Annotated in this window: 13 protein-coding genes; 8 read left to right on the top strand and 5 right to left on the bottom strand. The window is 59.3% G+C overall.

Features of this window, described 5'->3' with window-relative positions; genetic code table 11:
• Positions 1-133: 133 nt before the first annotated feature.
• A complete protein-coding gene (locus BUE92_RS02445) occupies positions 134-847 on the bottom strand; it encodes a UTRA domain-containing protein (RefSeq protein ID WP_073521782.1) in 714 nt (237 codons plus the stop codon).
• Between the two features lie 351 nt (positions 848-1,198).
• Here BUE92_RS02445 and BUE92_RS02440 point away from each other — a divergent pair, with 351 nt between their 5' ends.
• The 8 genes from BUE92_RS02440 to BUE92_RS02405 all read left to right on the top strand — a co-directional run bounded on the left by BUE92_RS02440 (position 1,199) and on the right by BUE92_RS02405 (position 11,244).
• Positions 1,199-2,275: an ABC transporter substrate-binding protein gene (locus tag BUE92_RS02440; protein WP_073521781.1), complete on the top strand. Its 1,077-nt coding sequence runs from the start codon at positions 1,199-1,201 to the stop codon at positions 2,273-2,275.
• Between the two features lie 177 nt (positions 2,276-2,452).
• Entirely contained in the window at positions 2,453-3,259 is an 807-nt protein-coding gene (locus tag BUE92_RS02435; protein WP_073521780.1) for an alkaline phosphatase family protein, read from the top strand.
• Entirely contained in the window at positions 3,256-4,101 is an 846-nt protein-coding gene (locus BUE92_RS02430) for an ABC transporter permease (protein WP_003190145.1), read from the top strand. The genes BUE92_RS02435 and BUE92_RS02430 overlap by 4 nt, the downstream gene beginning before the upstream one ends.
• The gene (locus BUE92_RS02425; RefSeq protein ID WP_020301071.1) at positions 4,088-4,888 is read left to right on the top strand and encodes an ABC transporter permease; all 801 of its coding nucleotides are present in this window, start codon (positions 4,088-4,090) and stop codon (positions 4,886-4,888) included. The genes BUE92_RS02430 and BUE92_RS02425 overlap by 14 nt, the downstream gene beginning before the upstream one ends.
• Positions 4,885-5,874 carry an ABC transporter ATP-binding protein gene (locus BUE92_RS02420; protein ID WP_034127242.1) on the top strand — a complete coding sequence of 330 codons (990 nt, stop codon included), beginning with the start codon at positions 4,885-4,887 and terminating at the stop codon, positions 5,872-5,874. Before BUE92_RS02425 ends, BUE92_RS02420 begins: the two co-directional genes overlap by 4 nt.
• Positions 5,875-5,907: 33 nt before the next feature.
• Positions 5,908-6,561 carry an HAD family hydrolase gene (locus tag BUE92_RS02415; RefSeq protein ID WP_073521779.1) on the top strand — a complete coding sequence of 218 codons (654 nt, stop codon included), beginning with the start codon at positions 5,908-5,910 and terminating at the stop codon, positions 6,559-6,561.
• A 714-nt stretch (positions 6,562-7,275) separates the two neighbouring features.
• Positions 7,276-9,357, top strand: a complete 2,082-nt coding sequence (locus BUE92_RS02410) for a carboxy terminal-processing peptidase (RefSeq protein ID WP_256673926.1) — start codon at positions 7,276-7,278, stop codon at positions 9,355-9,357.
• Positions 9,358-9,474: 117 nt separating this feature from the next.
• Positions 9,475-11,244, top strand: a complete 1,770-nt coding sequence (locus BUE92_RS02405; RefSeq protein WP_073521777.1) for a bifunctional diguanylate cyclase/phosphodiesterase — start codon at positions 9,475-9,477, stop codon at positions 11,242-11,244.
• Here BUE92_RS02405 and BUE92_RS02400 read toward each other — a convergent pair.
• The 4 genes from BUE92_RS02400 to BUE92_RS02385 all read right to left on the bottom strand — a co-directional run bounded on the left by BUE92_RS02400 (position 11,241) and on the right by BUE92_RS02385 (position 13,730).
• Positions 11,241-11,612 (bottom strand): hypothetical protein, encoded by a 372-nt coding sequence (locus BUE92_RS02400; RefSeq protein ID WP_005786715.1) that lies wholly within the window; start codon positions 11,610-11,612, stop codon positions 11,241-11,243. The genes BUE92_RS02405 and BUE92_RS02400 overlap by 4 nt on opposite strands.
• A complete protein-coding gene (locus BUE92_RS02395) occupies positions 11,609-11,947 on the bottom strand; it encodes a helix-turn-helix domain-containing protein (RefSeq protein WP_057703664.1) in 339 nt (112 codons plus the stop codon). The genes BUE92_RS02400 and BUE92_RS02395 overlap by 4 nt, the downstream gene beginning before the upstream one ends.
• A 97-nt stretch (positions 11,948-12,044) precedes the next feature.
• Positions 12,045-12,500, bottom strand: a complete 456-nt coding sequence (locus tag BUE92_RS02390) for a YkvA family protein (RefSeq protein WP_073521776.1) — start codon at positions 12,498-12,500, stop codon at positions 12,045-12,047.
• Positions 12,501-12,989: 489 nt separating this feature from the next.
• On the bottom strand, positions 12,990-13,730 hold the full coding sequence (locus tag BUE92_RS02385) for an FKBP-type peptidyl-prolyl cis-trans isomerase (RefSeq protein WP_017136377.1): 741 nt from the start codon (positions 13,728-13,730) through the stop codon (positions 12,990-12,992).
• Positions 13,731-13,921 lie beyond the last annotated feature (191 nt).

The following is a 13,921-nucleotide window of genomic DNA, read 5'->3' as shown; positions in this document are numbered from 1 at the left end:
CGTCGGCGGCTACAGCCTACAAAGTTGTGTAGATACCTATGCTGCGATGCAGGCGCCTCGGTTTATCAGGCATACCGAGTCGATGCCATCGAAGGCAAGCCAGCTCCCACACGGGTTCGCGGTGCACCAGCCGCTACACCACATCCACACCCACATGAATCGCATCATGCCGCCAGAACTCCAGGTCACAGTCGATCAGGCGTTGATGCTGATCGTAGTTGACCCGCGCGATGCGCAACCCCGGGCTGCCCACCGAGACGCGCAGCGCAGCGGCTGCCTCCACTGGCAGTGAGGTCGGCACAATCTCGAAACGCACCCGTCCATAGTGCAAGTCATATTTGCCCGCATACAGCTCAGTCATCGACTGATTCAAATCGCACGCAAGGATCCCCGGAAAATACTGCGGGTTCAGGTAGTGCTCCACATACAAAACCAGGCGCCCGTCAATCCTGCGCCCCCGGCAAATCTGGATCACGCTGGACAACGCCGGCAATTGCAACCACGCGCACACCGCCGCCGAAGCCGGTTGCAACCGTGCTGAAATAACCTGCGTGGAGGCCTCGCGCCCCTGGTCGCTGACCATGGCGTGAAAGTGGCTGCGCTGCATCAGGTTATAGGCCAGCCGTGGCGGCGAGACGAACCAGCCCCGACGCTCTTCGCGGTAGATCTGCCCTTGGGCCTCCAGCTGTAACAAGGCTTCCCGCACGGTAATCCGAGTGGTACCAAACAACTCGCTGAGCTTGCGTTCGGCGGGCAGTTTGCTGGCAGGCGGCAACAGGCCGTGGTCGATCTGCTCTTGCAGCGCCAGGCCGATGGAAGTTACCGCCTTGATTGCCTCATCACGCATCAACGTTACCTATCTGGACTAGACCAGCACCGTTCAGGTGCACAAAACGCGCTCTATCTGGGCTTTTGCTGCTGTGTGCCAGCCTAGGCACTCCAGATGACCGACAGATGACAAAGGCTGTCGACTGCCTCTACCACACCCTGCAATACATCGGCCAAGTCCAGGGCCTGCGGGCACTTGGGCATGGTCTACGCTAAGTCGGAGCTGAGCGACATCAGCGCTTCAAAAACGACATCGACATGAAACTGTCATCCATGGGGCCTAGATTGGCTCAGGTATTGCTGACCTAGACCAAACCACCGCTAACGTTCAGATAAAACGCCGCGTTGAAAACGCCCAAAGGAGCTTCGGATGAAACAGCTTTTCCTGGCATCACTGTTAGGCTCGACCATTGCCATGTGCACCGCCGCCATGGCTGCTGATACCGATCTAAAAACCTTGGAAGCCGCCGCCAAAGCGGAAGGCGCCGTCAACAGCGTCGGCATGCCCGATGACTGGGCCAACTGGAAAGGCACCTGGGAAGACCTGGCCAAGACCTACGGCCTCAAGCACATTGACACCGACATGAGCTCGGCCCAGGAAATCGCCAAGTTCAAAGCCGAAAAAGACAACGCCAGCGCCGATATCGGTGACGTGGGCGCGGCCTTCGGCCCTATCGCGGTGAAGCAGGAAGTCACCCAGCCGTACAAGCCGTCCACCTGGGCGCAGGTGCCGGATTGGGCGAAAGACAAGGACGGTCACTGGGCCCTGGCCTACACCGGCACCATTGCCTTTATCGTCAACAAGAAGCTGCTGCACGGATCCGAAGTCCCGACCAGTTGGGCCGACCTCCAAACCGGTAAATACAAGGTCTCCGTGGGTGACGTAAGCACCGCGGCCCAAGCCTCCAACGCGGTATTGGCCGCTGCCATCGCCAATAAAGGCGACGAGAAAAACATTGCCCCGGGCCTGCAATTTTTCACCAAGATCGCCCAGCAAGGTCGACTTGGCCTGTCCAACCCCACCATTGCAACCATGGAAAAAGGCGAAGTCGAAGTCGGCATCGTCTGGGACTTCAACGGCCTGAGCTACAAGGCCAAGATGGCCAACCCGGATGACTACGTGGTGCTGATCCCCTCGGATGGCTCGGTGAAATCCGGCTACACCACCATCATCAACAAATATGCCAAGCACCCGAACGCCGCCAAGCTGACCCGCGAATACATCTTCAGCGATGCCGGCCAACTCAACCTGGCCAAAGGCAATGCACGTCCGATCCGTGCGGAAACCGACCTGAAGCTGCCGGCCGATATCGCCAAAAACCTGATCCCGGGCGAGCAGTACACCAAGGCCAACCCGCAGCCGATCAAGGATGCCGATGCCTGGGAAGCGACGTCCAAGAAGCTGCCACAGATGTGGAACGAGCAAGTCATCGTAGAAATGAAGTAATCGGTCTCTCTGATCCAAATGCGGTCAGTGTGGGAGCTGGCTTGCCTGCGATAGCGGTCTGACATTCAACATTTGTGTCCACTGATACACCGCCATCGCAGGCAAGCCAGCTCCCACATTTGATCCCATTCCAAGGTGATCTGAGCCATACCATCTGTTGCGGAGCCCCAGCCCCCCATGAAGCACAATGTCATCCTTGTGGTGCTCGACGGTCTCAATTTCGAGGTTGCCCGGCACGCCATGGGGCACTTGCAGGCCTATGTCGGCGCAGGACGCGCAGCCCTCTACACACTGGAATGTGAACTGCCTGCCCTGTCCCGCCCGTTGTATGAATGCATCCTCACCGGCGTGCCGCCGATCCAAAGCGGTGTCGTGCACAACAACGTCTCGCGCCTGTCCAACCAGCGCAGCATTTTCCATTACGCCACCGACGCAGGCTTGAGCACCGCTGCGGCGGCTTACCATTGGGTCAGCGAGTTGTATAACCGCACGCCTTTTCTCGCCGCCCGCGATCGTCACACCGACGACAAGGCGCTGACGATCCAGCACGGGCATTTCTACTGGAATGACCACTACCCCGATTCCCACCTGTTCGCCGATGCCGAAAGCCTGCGGCTCAAGCACACGCCAAACTTTTTGCTGGTGCACCCGATGAACATCGACGACGCCGGCCACAAGCACGGCCTCGACACCGCGCAATACCGCAACAGCGCGCGTTCGGCCGACATTATCCTGGCCGACTACCTGCAAGGCTGGCTCGATGCCGGCTACCAGGTACTGGTCACCGCCGACCACGGCATGAACAACGACCGCTCCCACAACGGCCTGTTGCGCGAAGAACGGGAAGTGCCACTGTTTGTCATCGGTGACGCCTTCAGCCTGGACACCGATGCCGCGCCGAAACAGACCGACCTGTGCGGCACCGTCTGCGAACTGCTGGGCGTGCCCCACGACAAACCTGTGTGCCGGGAGCTGCTCAAGTGAATGCACTGACCCGCGGCAAATGGCTGGCCCTGCTATGCCTGCTGCCCTTCGCACTGTTCTTTATCGTGTTCGAGATCGCGCCACTGGTGTGGGTGCTGATCAGCAGCCTGCAAACCGAAGAGGCCGGCTGGAGCCTGGAAAACTTCACTCGCATCTTCACCTCGAAGTTCTACCGGCAGGCGATCCAGTTCAGCCTGGAGATCAGCTTTTACTCCAGCATCTTCGGCATCATCATCGCCACCCTGGGCAGCTACTCGCTGCGCCGAGTGGATTCGCCGCTGCGCAACTTCGTCACCGCGTTCGCCAACATGACCAGCAACTTCGCCGGCGTCCCCCTGGCCTTCGCGTTCATCATCCTGCTGGGGTTCAACGGCAGTATCACCCTCATGCTCAAGCAGGCCGGGATCATTGAGGACTTCAACCTGTACTCGAAAACCGGCTTGATCATCCTCTATACCTACTTCCAGATTCCCCTCGGCGTACTGCTGCTCTACCCGGCCTTTGACGCATTGCGCGAAGACTGGCGTGAATCGGCCGCCCTGCTCGGTGCGAATGGCTGGCAGTTCTGGCGGCATATCGGCCTGCCGGTGCTCACCCCGGCCCTGCTCGGCACCTTCGTGATCCTGCTGGCCAACGCCCTCGGCGCCTACGCCACGGTCTACGCCCTCACCACCGGCAACTTCAACGTGCTGCCGATTCGCATTGCCGGCCTGGTGTCCGGCGATGTGTCGCTGGACCCGAACATGGCCAGCGCCCTGGCCGTGGTGCTGGTGGCGCTGATGACCGTGGTCACGGTAGTGCATCAACTGCTGCTCAAGAGGAGCTACCATGTCTCGCGCTGAAGCCGGCTCGGCCTCCCTCTACCATCGGGTGGTGGTGTACCTGTTATTCCTGATCCTGGTGCTGCCGCTGGTGGGCACCTTTGTCTACTCGATTTCCAGCAGTTGGTCGGCGACCATCCTGCCCGCTGGCTTTAGTGTGAAATGGTATGTACAGCTGTGGAGCGACCCGCGCTTTCTGATGGCCTTCGGGCAATCGTTGCTGGTTTGCGTGGGCGCACTGATCCTTTCAGTGGTGCTGATCTTGCCGCTGCTGTTCGTGGTGCATTACCACTTTCCCAAGCTCGACGCGCTGATGAACATCCTGATCCTGCTGCCCTTTGCGGTGCCGCCAGTGGTGTCCTCGGTGGGTCTGCTGCAACTGTACGGTTCCGGGCCGCTGGCGATGGTGGGCACGCCGTGGATTTTGATCGGCTGTTACTTCACCGTCGCGCTGCCGTTCATGTACCGCGCGATCACCAACAACCTGCAAGCCATCAACCTGCGCGACCTGATGGACGCTTCGCAACTGCTCGGCGCCAGCACCTGGCAGGCCGCGATCCTGGTGGTGCTGCCCAACCTGCGCAAGGGCCTGATGGTGGCGCTGCTGCTGTCGTTCTCGTTCCTGTTCGGTGAGTTCGTGTTCGCCAACATCCTCGTCGGTACCCGCTACGAAACCCTGCAGGTGTACCTCAACAACATGCGCAACAGCAGCGGCCATTTCACCAGTGCCGTGGTGATCTCGTATTTCTTCTTTGTGCTGGTACTGACCTGGGCCGCCACTCTCTTGAACAAGGACAAAAGCCAATGAGCTTCGTCAGCGTCCAACACCTGCAAAAAGGCTACGCCGGCACCCCGGTGTTCAGCGATATCAATTGCGAGGTCGCCAAAGGCGAGTTCGTCACCCTGCTCGGCCCGTCCGGTTGCGGCAAATCCACGCTGCTGCGCTGCATCGCCGGGCTTACGCCGGTGGACAGCGGCCAAATCCTCCTGGATGGCCAGGACATCGTGCCCCTGAGCCCACAGAAACGCCAGATCGGCATGGTATTCCAGAGCTACGCGCTGTTCCCCAACATGACTGTGGAACAGAACGTCGCCTTCGGCCTGCGCATGCAAAAGGTCAACGCCGACGACAGTCACAAGCGCGTACAAGAAGTGCTGCAACTGGTGGAGCTCAAGGACCTGGCCGGCCGTTATCCGCACCAGATGTCCGGTGGCCAGTGCCAGCGCGTTGCCCTCGCCCGCTCCCTGGTCACCCGCCCGCGCCTGCTGTTGCTCGATGAACCGCTGTCGGCATTGGATGCACGGATTCGCAAGCATTTGCGCGAACAGATCCGCCAGATCCAGCGCGAGCTAGGGCTGACTACTATTTTCGTGACCCATGATCAGGAAGAAGCGCTGACCATGTCCGACCGCATCTTTTTGATGAACCAGGGCAAGATCGTGCAGAGCGGCGATGCCGAAACCCTCTATACCGCGCCGGTGGATGTGTTCGCTGCCGGATTTATCGGCAACTACAACCTGCTCGATGCCGACAAGGCCAGCCAACTGCTGCAGCGGCCGATCAGCGGGCGCATCGCGATTCGGCCCGAGGCCATCGAGTTGAGCCGCAGCGGCGAGCTGGATGCGTTGGTGCGTAGCCACAGCCTGCTGGGTAACGTGATTCGCTACCGCATCGAAGCCCGTGGCGTCGAGCTGGTGGTGGACGTGCTCAATCGTTCGGCCGACGACCTGCACCCGGACGGCCAGCGCCTGGCACTTTCCATCGACCCCAGCGCACTGTGTGAAGTAGCCTGACAGGCAGCGACCTATTGAGAGAGAGCCTCACCGATGGCATTGGTAATTTTTGATCTGGACGACACCTTGATCCACGGCGACTGCGCCACGCTGTGGAGCGAACAGATGGGCCGCCTCGGCTGGGTCGACCCTGAGTCATTCATGCGCAGGAACAACGAGCTGATGGATGCCTACAGCCAGGGCAAGCTGCGGATGGAAGATTTCATGGATTTCAGCCTGGAGCCGATGATCGGCCGTACCCCGGGAGAAATCGAGCACCTGGTAGAACCGTGGGTCGAGGACGTGATCGAGCCGCTGATCTACAGCGATGCCACCAAGACCATCGCCCGCCACCGCGCGAACGGCGACCGGATCCTGGTGATTTCCGCTTCGGGCACTCACCTGGTCACGCCGATTGCTGCGCGTATCGGTATCGCGGAAGTGCTGGGGATTAACCTGGAGGTCAGCCACGGCGTGTACAGCGGCCGTACCGTCGATGTACTGACCTACCGCGAGGGCAAGATCACGCGCTTGCTGGAATGGCTGGAGCAGGAAGGCGAAACCCTTGAAGGTGCCTATTTCTATTCGGATTCGCGCAATGATTTGCCGCTGCTGCTCAAGGTGGATCACCCGCAGGTGGTGAACCCGGACCCCGTATTGCGCGCCCATGCCGAACAGGCCGGCTGGCCGATCCACCGCTGGACCTGAATCAATAGAGATCAACCTTTGGGAGCTGGCTTGCCTGCGAAGACGGCCTGACAGTCAACACAGTTGGACCGTGTACATATCCATTCCTGCGGTAACGGCTACTTAGGGTTCCGCTTTTACAGCGGCTCACTTTTGAAAAGCGCAAAAGTAAGCAAAACGCTTCTTGCCCCACCACTCGGCACCTCGCTTAGGCTCGGTGTGCCCGAACACAGGCTTGAATCCGTGGGCCGCCGCCACGCGCCATCCATGGCGCGGGGCGGCTAACCCGGCGTCCTGCCGGGTTACCCACGAATTCAAGCCTGTGTTCGGCCAGCGTGGTTTAACGGGGCGCCTGAGATCAAGATCAAAAGCAGATCAAGATCAAGGGCCGCTCGCTTCGCATCGTGGTTACCGTCTGCTGTTACAGCCCAAAAAGTTGTGTAGATACCTATGGCTATCGCAGGCAAGCCAGCTCCCACACTAACTGCATTTCAATCTGGGATTCGGTCAGGCCGCTGGCAACATGGAGTACATCGAATGTAGGACTGGGTTGTTCTGACACTCCACATGCCCCTCAACGCCTTGCAATGCTTTCACAGTGCCTCCATAGTGAGTCTGGACTGAGCCCGATGCTGTAGCGCCGGGCTTTTTGCATTATGCGACCGGACCATATGGAACCGGCTCCCTCAAAGACGGCCTAATATGCGTTATCAATTGCCCCCGCGTCGAATCAGCATGAAGCATCTGTTCCCCAGCACCGCCCTCGCTTTTTTCATTGGTCTCGGCTTCGCGTCGATGTCGACCAATACGTTCGCAGCCAATAGCTGGGACAACCTTCAGCCTGATCGCGATGAGGTGATTGCCAGCCTTAACGTCGTCGAGTTGCTCAAGCGCCATCACTACAGCAAGCCGCCGCTGGACGACGCTCGCTCAGTGATCATCTACGACAGCTACCTCAAGCTGCTGGACCCGTCGCGCAGCTACTTCCTGGCCAGCGATATCGCCGAGTTCGACAAGTGGAAGGCGCAATTCGACGACTTCCTCAAGAGCGGCGACCTGCAGCCCGGTTTCACTATCTACAAGCGTTACCTGGACCGCGTCAAAGCGCGTCTGGACTTCGCGTTGGGTGAGCTGAACAAAGGCGTCGACAAGCTCGATTTCACCCAGAAAGAAACCCTTCTGGTAGACCGCAAGGACGCCCCTTGGCTGACCAGCACCGCAGCCCTGGACGACCTGTGGCGCAAACGCGTCAAGGACGAAGTGTTGCGCTTGAAGATCGCCGGCAAAGAGCCCAAAGCCATTCAAGAGCTGTTGACCAAGCGCTACAAGAATCAGCTGGCGCGCCTGGACCAGACCCGTGCCGAAGATATCTTCCAGGCCTACATCAACACCTTTGCGATGTCCTACGACCCGCACACCAATTATCTGTCGCCAGATAACGCGGAAAATTTCGATATCAATATGAGTCTGTCCCTGGAAGGCATCGGTGCCGTCCTGCAAAGCGACAATGACCAGGTGAAGATCGTACGTTTGGTGCCGGCAGGCCCTGCTGACAAAACCAAGCAAGTGGCACCCGCCGACAAGATCATCGGTGTGGCCCAGGCCGACAAAGAGATGGTCGATGTGGTCGGCTGGCGCCTGGACGAAGTAGTCAAGCTGATCCGTGGGCCTAAAGGCAGCGTGGTGCGCCTGGAAGTGATTCCGCACACCAATGCACCGAACGACCAGACCAGCAAGATCGTGTCCATCACCCGTGAAGCGGTGAAGCTCGAAGACCAGGCCGTGCAGAAGAAAGTCCTCAACCTCAAGCAGGATGGCAAGGACTACAAGCTGGGCGTGATTGAAATCCCGGCCTTCTACCTGGACTTCAAGGCGTTCCGCGCCGGTGATCCGGACTACAAGTCCACCACCCGCGACGTGAAGAAAATCCTGACAGAACTGCAGAAAGAGAAAGTCGACGGCGTGGTCATCGACCTGCGCAACAACGGCGGCGGCTCCCTGCAGGAAGCCACCGAACTGACCAGCCTGTTTATCGACAAGGGCCCGACCGTATTGGTACGCAACGCTGACGGCCGTGTCGACGTGCTCGAAGACGAGAACCCAGGGGCCTTCTACAAAGGGCCGATGGCGCTGCTGGTCAACCGTCTCTCGGCCTCGGCCTCGGAGATTTTCGCCGGTGCCATGCAGGACTACCACCGAGCATTGATCATCGGCGGCCAGACCTTCGGCAAAGGCACCGTGCAGACCATCCAACCGCTGAATCATGGCGAGCTTAAACTGACACTGGCCAAGTTCTACCGCGTATCCGGGCAGAGCACCCAGCATCAGGGCGTACTGCCGGATATCGATTTCCCGTCGATCATCGACACCAAGGAAATCGGCGAAAGCGCGCTGCCTGAAGCCATGCCGTGGGACACCATCCGCCCTGCGATCAAGCCGGCGTCGGATCCGTTCAAACCCTTCCTGGCGCAGTTGAAGGCTGACCATGACACCCGCTCCGCCAAGGACGCCGAGTTCGTGTTTATCCGCGACAAGCTGGCCCTGGCCAAGAAGCTGATGGAAGAGAAGACCGTCAGCCTCAACGAAGTGGATCGCCGTGCACAGCACTCCAGCATCGAGAATCAGCAACTGGTGCTGGAAAACACTCGCCGCAAGGCCAAGGGTGAAGACCCGCTCAAAGAGCTGAAGAAAGAAGATGAAGACGCACTGCCGACCGAGGCGGATAAAACCAAGCCGGAAGACGACGCTTACTTGGCCGAGACTGGCCGGATCCTGCTGGATTACCTGAAAATCACCAAGCAGGTGGCCAAGCAGTAAATGATGGCGATTTAATGTGATCGCTCTTCGGAGTGTCATCATATAGACATCATTCTGTCGTGAAATAAAAGGACCGCAGGTTTACGCCTGCGGTCCTTTTTTTTGATCGAGACCGCCATGACCACGACCGAACAGCTGAATGCATTGGGCTCAATCCTGGCTCAAGGCAGTTTGCACAGCCTGTTCCAACCGATCATCTGCCTGTCGGAGCGGCGCATCCTCGGTTATGAGGCCCTCAGTCGTGGCCCGTCCAACAGCCCGCTGCACTCCCCCGTCGCGTTGTTCTCGGTGGCCAGCCATGCCGGGCGCCTGAGCGAACTGGACATGGCATGTCGAGAGAGTGCATGCCGACGCTTCAGCGAGCAGAAACTGCCCGGCAAGCTGTTCCTCAATATCTCGCCGGAATCCTTGATGGAGCATGCGCATCAGCCAGGGCGCACCCTGCAACTGTTGCGCGACTTCGGTATTTCTCCCAGTCAGGTGGTGATCGAGCTCACCGAGCAAGCGCCCACCGACGATTTCGCCCTGCTTCAAACCGCCTTGCACCACTACCGCGACATGGGTTTTGCCATCGCACTGGATGACTTGGGCGCCGGTTATTCCAGCTTGCGGTTGTGGTCGGAACTGCGCCCGGACTATGTGAAGATCGACCGGCACTTTATCGACGGCATTCACCAGGACGCCCTCAAGCGTGAGTTTGTCGGCTCCATCCTGCAGATCGCCAGGGCGTCCCGCGCCCAGGTGATTGCCGAGGGCATCGAGCTGCCGGAAGAACTGGCGGTGTTGACCGAGATGGGCGTCGACCTGGTCCAGGGCTACCTGCTCTGCCGCCCTCAGGAAAAGCCGCCGCAGCAAGCGCGCCTGATGCTGCCCAAGCCGGATAACGCCACGCTGGCCCTCAATGACGAAGGCAGTGACCTCAGCGCCCTGCTCAATGAGCAGCCCGCCGTGGATCAAGACACCGCCACCGCCCAAGTGCTGGAATCATTCCGCCGCCAGGCCAACCTCAACTCGCTGGCGGTGTTGGACGGCCGCGGTTGCCCGGTTGGCATTGTGCACCGGCACTCGTTGTCGGACGCGTTGCTCAAGCCATTCGCGACCGATTTGTTTGCGCGCAAACCCATCAGTCGCTTGATGAGCGATGATTTCCTGGCGGTGGAATTGAGCCAGTCCTTGCAACAGGTCAGCCGTTTACTCACCAGCCGCGCACGGCAACGCATCGAAGAGGATTTCATCATCACCCTGAACGGTGATTACCTGGGGCTGGGTCGCGTCATCGACGTGCTCAAGTTGATCACGGAGCTGAAAATCCAGCAGGCCCGCTACGCCAATCCGCTGACCTTGCTGCCTGGCAACGTGCCGATCCAGCAGTGCCTCACCCGACTGTTGCAGCAACAGCGCGAGTCGGTGATCTGCTATGTGGATATCGACAGTTTCAAACCGTTCAACGATATCTACGGCTACGGGCGCGGGGATGAAGTGTTGCTGTGCCTGGCGCAGTGCCTCAACGACCGGGTAGACCCCAGCCGCGATTTTGTCGGGCACATTGGCGGCGATGATTTTCTGCTGGTGCTGGGCCCGCAGGACTGGCGCAAGCGGCTCAACCAACTGCTGGACGATTTCCACACCCAATGCCGACGCTTCTACCGCGCTGAACACCTTGAGGCTGGGTGCTTCGTGGCGCTCAATCGCCAGGGCGTGCGCCAGGAGTTTGCGTTGTTGTCGCTGTCCGTCGGCGTGGTGCATTTGTATCCACAGGCCTGTGCACAACTCGATGCCAGCCAGTTGGCAGAGCTGGCGTCACAAGCCAAGCACCATGCCAAGGGTGTTGTGGGCTACAGCATCCACGTGATCGACAGCATGGACACCTGCTCACAGGCGCTTTAGGCCTCAGCGGACTCCGGGTACTCGTACTCGAACACCCGCACCACTTCGGATGCATGCCAGGACGCGGCGGCCACACCATCGGAAGGCCCGCTGAACCGCCCCAGGCGCTCCACACATTCGAAAAAACCGGTGCGCGGCAGGCGGCTGGCACCCTGGCTGATCACCAGGGAACTGCGCAGGGGCTGCTCTGCCTTGGCATCCAGCGCCGCCAAGTGCTCCAGAGCCGCAGCCAGGGTCTGCATGGCCGGCGTGGGGAATTGCAGGCGCTCAAGCAGCGCACGGTACGTGAGCAAATGGCGCTGGCGCCGCGCCTGATCCAGTTCGTTGAGCAACCCATCCCAGTGTTGACGGCTAATACGTAGGCTCAAGACTCATCCCTCCAACCTGCTACGCCCAATTCCCAAGCCAGGCTGCGGCGAATGGCGGCATCCGGCTGGCGTTCACCACTTTCAATCAAACCAAGGTACGAGGGGCTGATCCCCACCGTGCGTGCCAGGGTCTCGATAGCCAGCCCCTTGGCTTCACGCAGGCCGCGCAGGTCTGCGAGCGGGCGCAGGTCCTGGTCGATGGCGGTAGAGGCGGCAGGGGAAGAAGCGGGTGTAGGTTGTTGCTGACCGGCGGCTTTTAGCAGCGCCTGATACTGGTCCCATGGCAACACCGCGTATTCGGGTGCGCCATCGCGTGAAATGATCTGAATATCCATGACTGCCCCGTAGGATAAAAACACTTACTAAGTAAGTTCTTTCCTTAGAAGTGTAATCCTAACAGCCACGAAGGTCGCCGGGGGATACCAGGCATCATTAGTTTTTTTGCGGGTTTTCCCGGGCCAGCAGCTCAGGCGTCGCTGGCAGGCGCTCAACCACCGCGAGCTTTTCCGGGCGTTGCGCATCGCGCCACACACGAAAGGCGCTCAGTTCGCCGCTCAGGGTCTTCATGACCCATGCCAGCACGGCGATGTCGTCGAGCATGCCGAACATAGGGAGAAAGTCCGGAATCGCATCAATCGGGCTGAGAAAGTACATCAGCCCCGCTACCACCGAAATCAGCGCCTTCGGGCTGATGGCACGGTATTCGCCGCGCCAGTAAGCCAGGCACAGGGCCTGAAGCAATTTGAGATCATCCTTGAGCTGGCCGAGCCGATTGCCCTGGCTTGAGCCTTTGGCAGCGACGGCAAACAACAGGGTGGGCAGGCGCCCACGGCCGAGCAGACGTGCGGCCATGGGCAGGAAACGGGTGAAATTGAACGGTGGTTTCATAGGGCACTCCAGTTCCAGGCGACATAAAAGGTTATCCACACAAATTGTGGATAACCTTGTGAACAGAGCCTGTTTTATCGGCTGAAAGCCACGGACTACAAGGCCTACAGTCAGATCGGGCGTTTTTTGCGCACATAAAAAAAACCCAAGAATTCATTGACTTGGCATGTATGTGCGGCTACCCGTGCTCGAGTCTTATATCAGACTGTGTGAGGTTGCGGACGTTCGTTTGGATTTGCAGAGGCTTCAAAAGTGGCCGTTACCGCAGGAGTGGATATGTACACAATCCAGCCGTGTTGACTGTCAGGCCGCCTTCGCGAGCAAGCCCGCTCCCACAGTTGGATCGTTGGGGCGTCAGGTAGATAGGCGTCGGCTGCCAGGCCGCCATCGCAGGCAAGCCAGCTCCCACAGGGAATTTTGCATCGTTTGATACAACCCCGAAAACAACAACGCCCCGTCGAGACGGGGCGTTGTGTGTTCAAGCGCCGATTACTTCTTGGCGGCTGGTGCAGCAGGGGCGTCAGGCGCTTCTGCCTTGGCTGGGTCCTTGATGGCCAGCAGCTCCAGGTCGAATACCAGCACGGAGTTGGCCGGGATCGCCGGGCTCGGGCTCTGGGCGCCGTAGGCCAGGTCGGACGGGATGTACAACTCGACCTTCTCGCCCACGTGCATCAGTTGCAAGCCTTCGACCCAACCCGGGATCACACCGCTGACCGGCAGGTCGATCGGGCTACCGCGATCTACGGAGCTGTCAAAGGTGGTGCCGTTGGTGAGCTTGCCGGTGTAGTGAACAGTCACCACGTCGGTCGGCTTAGGCTGGGCGCCGTCGGCCTTCTTCACGATCTTGTACTGCAGGCCGGAAGCGGTGGTGACGACACCGTCTTTCTTGGCGTTGTCTTCGAGGAATTTCTTGCCAGCGGCTGCCGACTCTTCGCTCATTTTGGTCATGCGTTCTTCAGCACGCTTTTGCAGTGCGGCAAACGCTTCAACCAGCTCATCGTCCTTGAGCTTCTGCTCTTTCTTGCCGACGGCATCTTCGATGCCTTGGGCAACAGCTTTGGAGTCCAGGTCGTCCATGCCTTCTTGGGCAAGGCTCTTGCCCATGTTCAGGCCGATGCCGTAGGAAGCTTTCTGCGCCGGGGTTTTCAGCTCTACGCTGGTCTGCGAATCACAACCCGCAAGTACCAGGCTAACCAGGGCCACCGCCGCCGCCAACCGATGCTGTTTCATGCTATTTCCTTGTTCATGCGCCATAAGGGCATTTGAATAAAGTCGCGAGCTTATCAGGCGGCCACGACCAATGGCTACCGGCATGTGAGCAGGAAACTTCTGATAAGTTCACGTGTTTAAAAGCATTTCCATTTATCATGGAGCACCGCGACGGATCGCGGAACCGCCTGATAGCAGGCTAATCGTCACTT

Source organism: Pseudomonas fluorescens, from assembly GCF_001902145.1.
GTDB lineage: Bacteria > Pseudomonadota > Gammaproteobacteria > Pseudomonadales > Pseudomonadaceae > Aquipseudomonas > Aquipseudomonas fluorescens_BV.
Note: the sequence above shows the minus strand (reverse complement) of the source record. Positions and strands in the feature narration are given on the sequence as shown.

What these genes read in the sequence shown, in the direction of transcription:
- BUE92_RS02390 (WP_073521776.1), bottom strand. Translation starts at nt 12,500, where the DNA reads ATGAAACCACCGTTCAATTTCACCCGTTTCCTGCCCATGGCCGCACGT.
- BUE92_RS02440 (WP_073521781.1), top strand. Translation starts at nt 1,199, where the DNA reads ATGAAACAGCTTTTCCTGGCATCACTGTTAGGCTCGACCATTGCCATG.
- BUE92_RS02395 (WP_057703664.1), bottom strand. Translation starts at nt 11,947, where the DNA reads ATGGATATTCAGATCATTTCACGCGATGGCGCACCCGAATACGCGGTG.
- BUE92_RS02435 (WP_073521780.1), top strand. Translation starts at nt 2,453, where the DNA reads ATGAAGCACAATGTCATCCTTGTGGTGCTCGACGGTCTCAATTTCGAG.
- BUE92_RS02415 (WP_073521779.1), top strand. Translation starts at nt 5,908, where the DNA reads ATGGCATTGGTAATTTTTGATCTGGACGACACCTTGATCCACGGCGAC.
- BUE92_RS02445 (WP_073521782.1), bottom strand. Translation starts at nt 847, where the DNA reads ATGCGTGATGAGGCAATCAAGGCGGTAACTTCCATCGGCCTGGCGCTG.
- BUE92_RS02420 (WP_034127242.1), top strand. Translation starts at nt 4,885, where the DNA reads ATGAGCTTCGTCAGCGTCCAACACCTGCAAAAAGGCTACGCCGGCACC.
- BUE92_RS02405 (WP_073521777.1), top strand. Translation starts at nt 9,475, where the DNA reads ATGACCACGACCGAACAGCTGAATGCATTGGGCTCAATCCTGGCTCAA.
- BUE92_RS02385 (WP_017136377.1), bottom strand. Translation starts at nt 13,730, where the DNA reads ATGAAACAGCATCGGTTGGCGGCGGCGGTGGCCCTGGTTAGCCTGGTA.
- BUE92_RS02410 (WP_256673926.1), top strand. Translation starts at nt 7,276, where the DNA reads ATGAAGCATCTGTTCCCCAGCACCGCCCTCGCTTTTTTCATTGGTCTC.
- BUE92_RS02425 (WP_020301071.1), top strand. Translation starts at nt 4,088, where the DNA reads ATGTCTCGCGCTGAAGCCGGCTCGGCCTCCCTCTACCATCGGGTGGTG.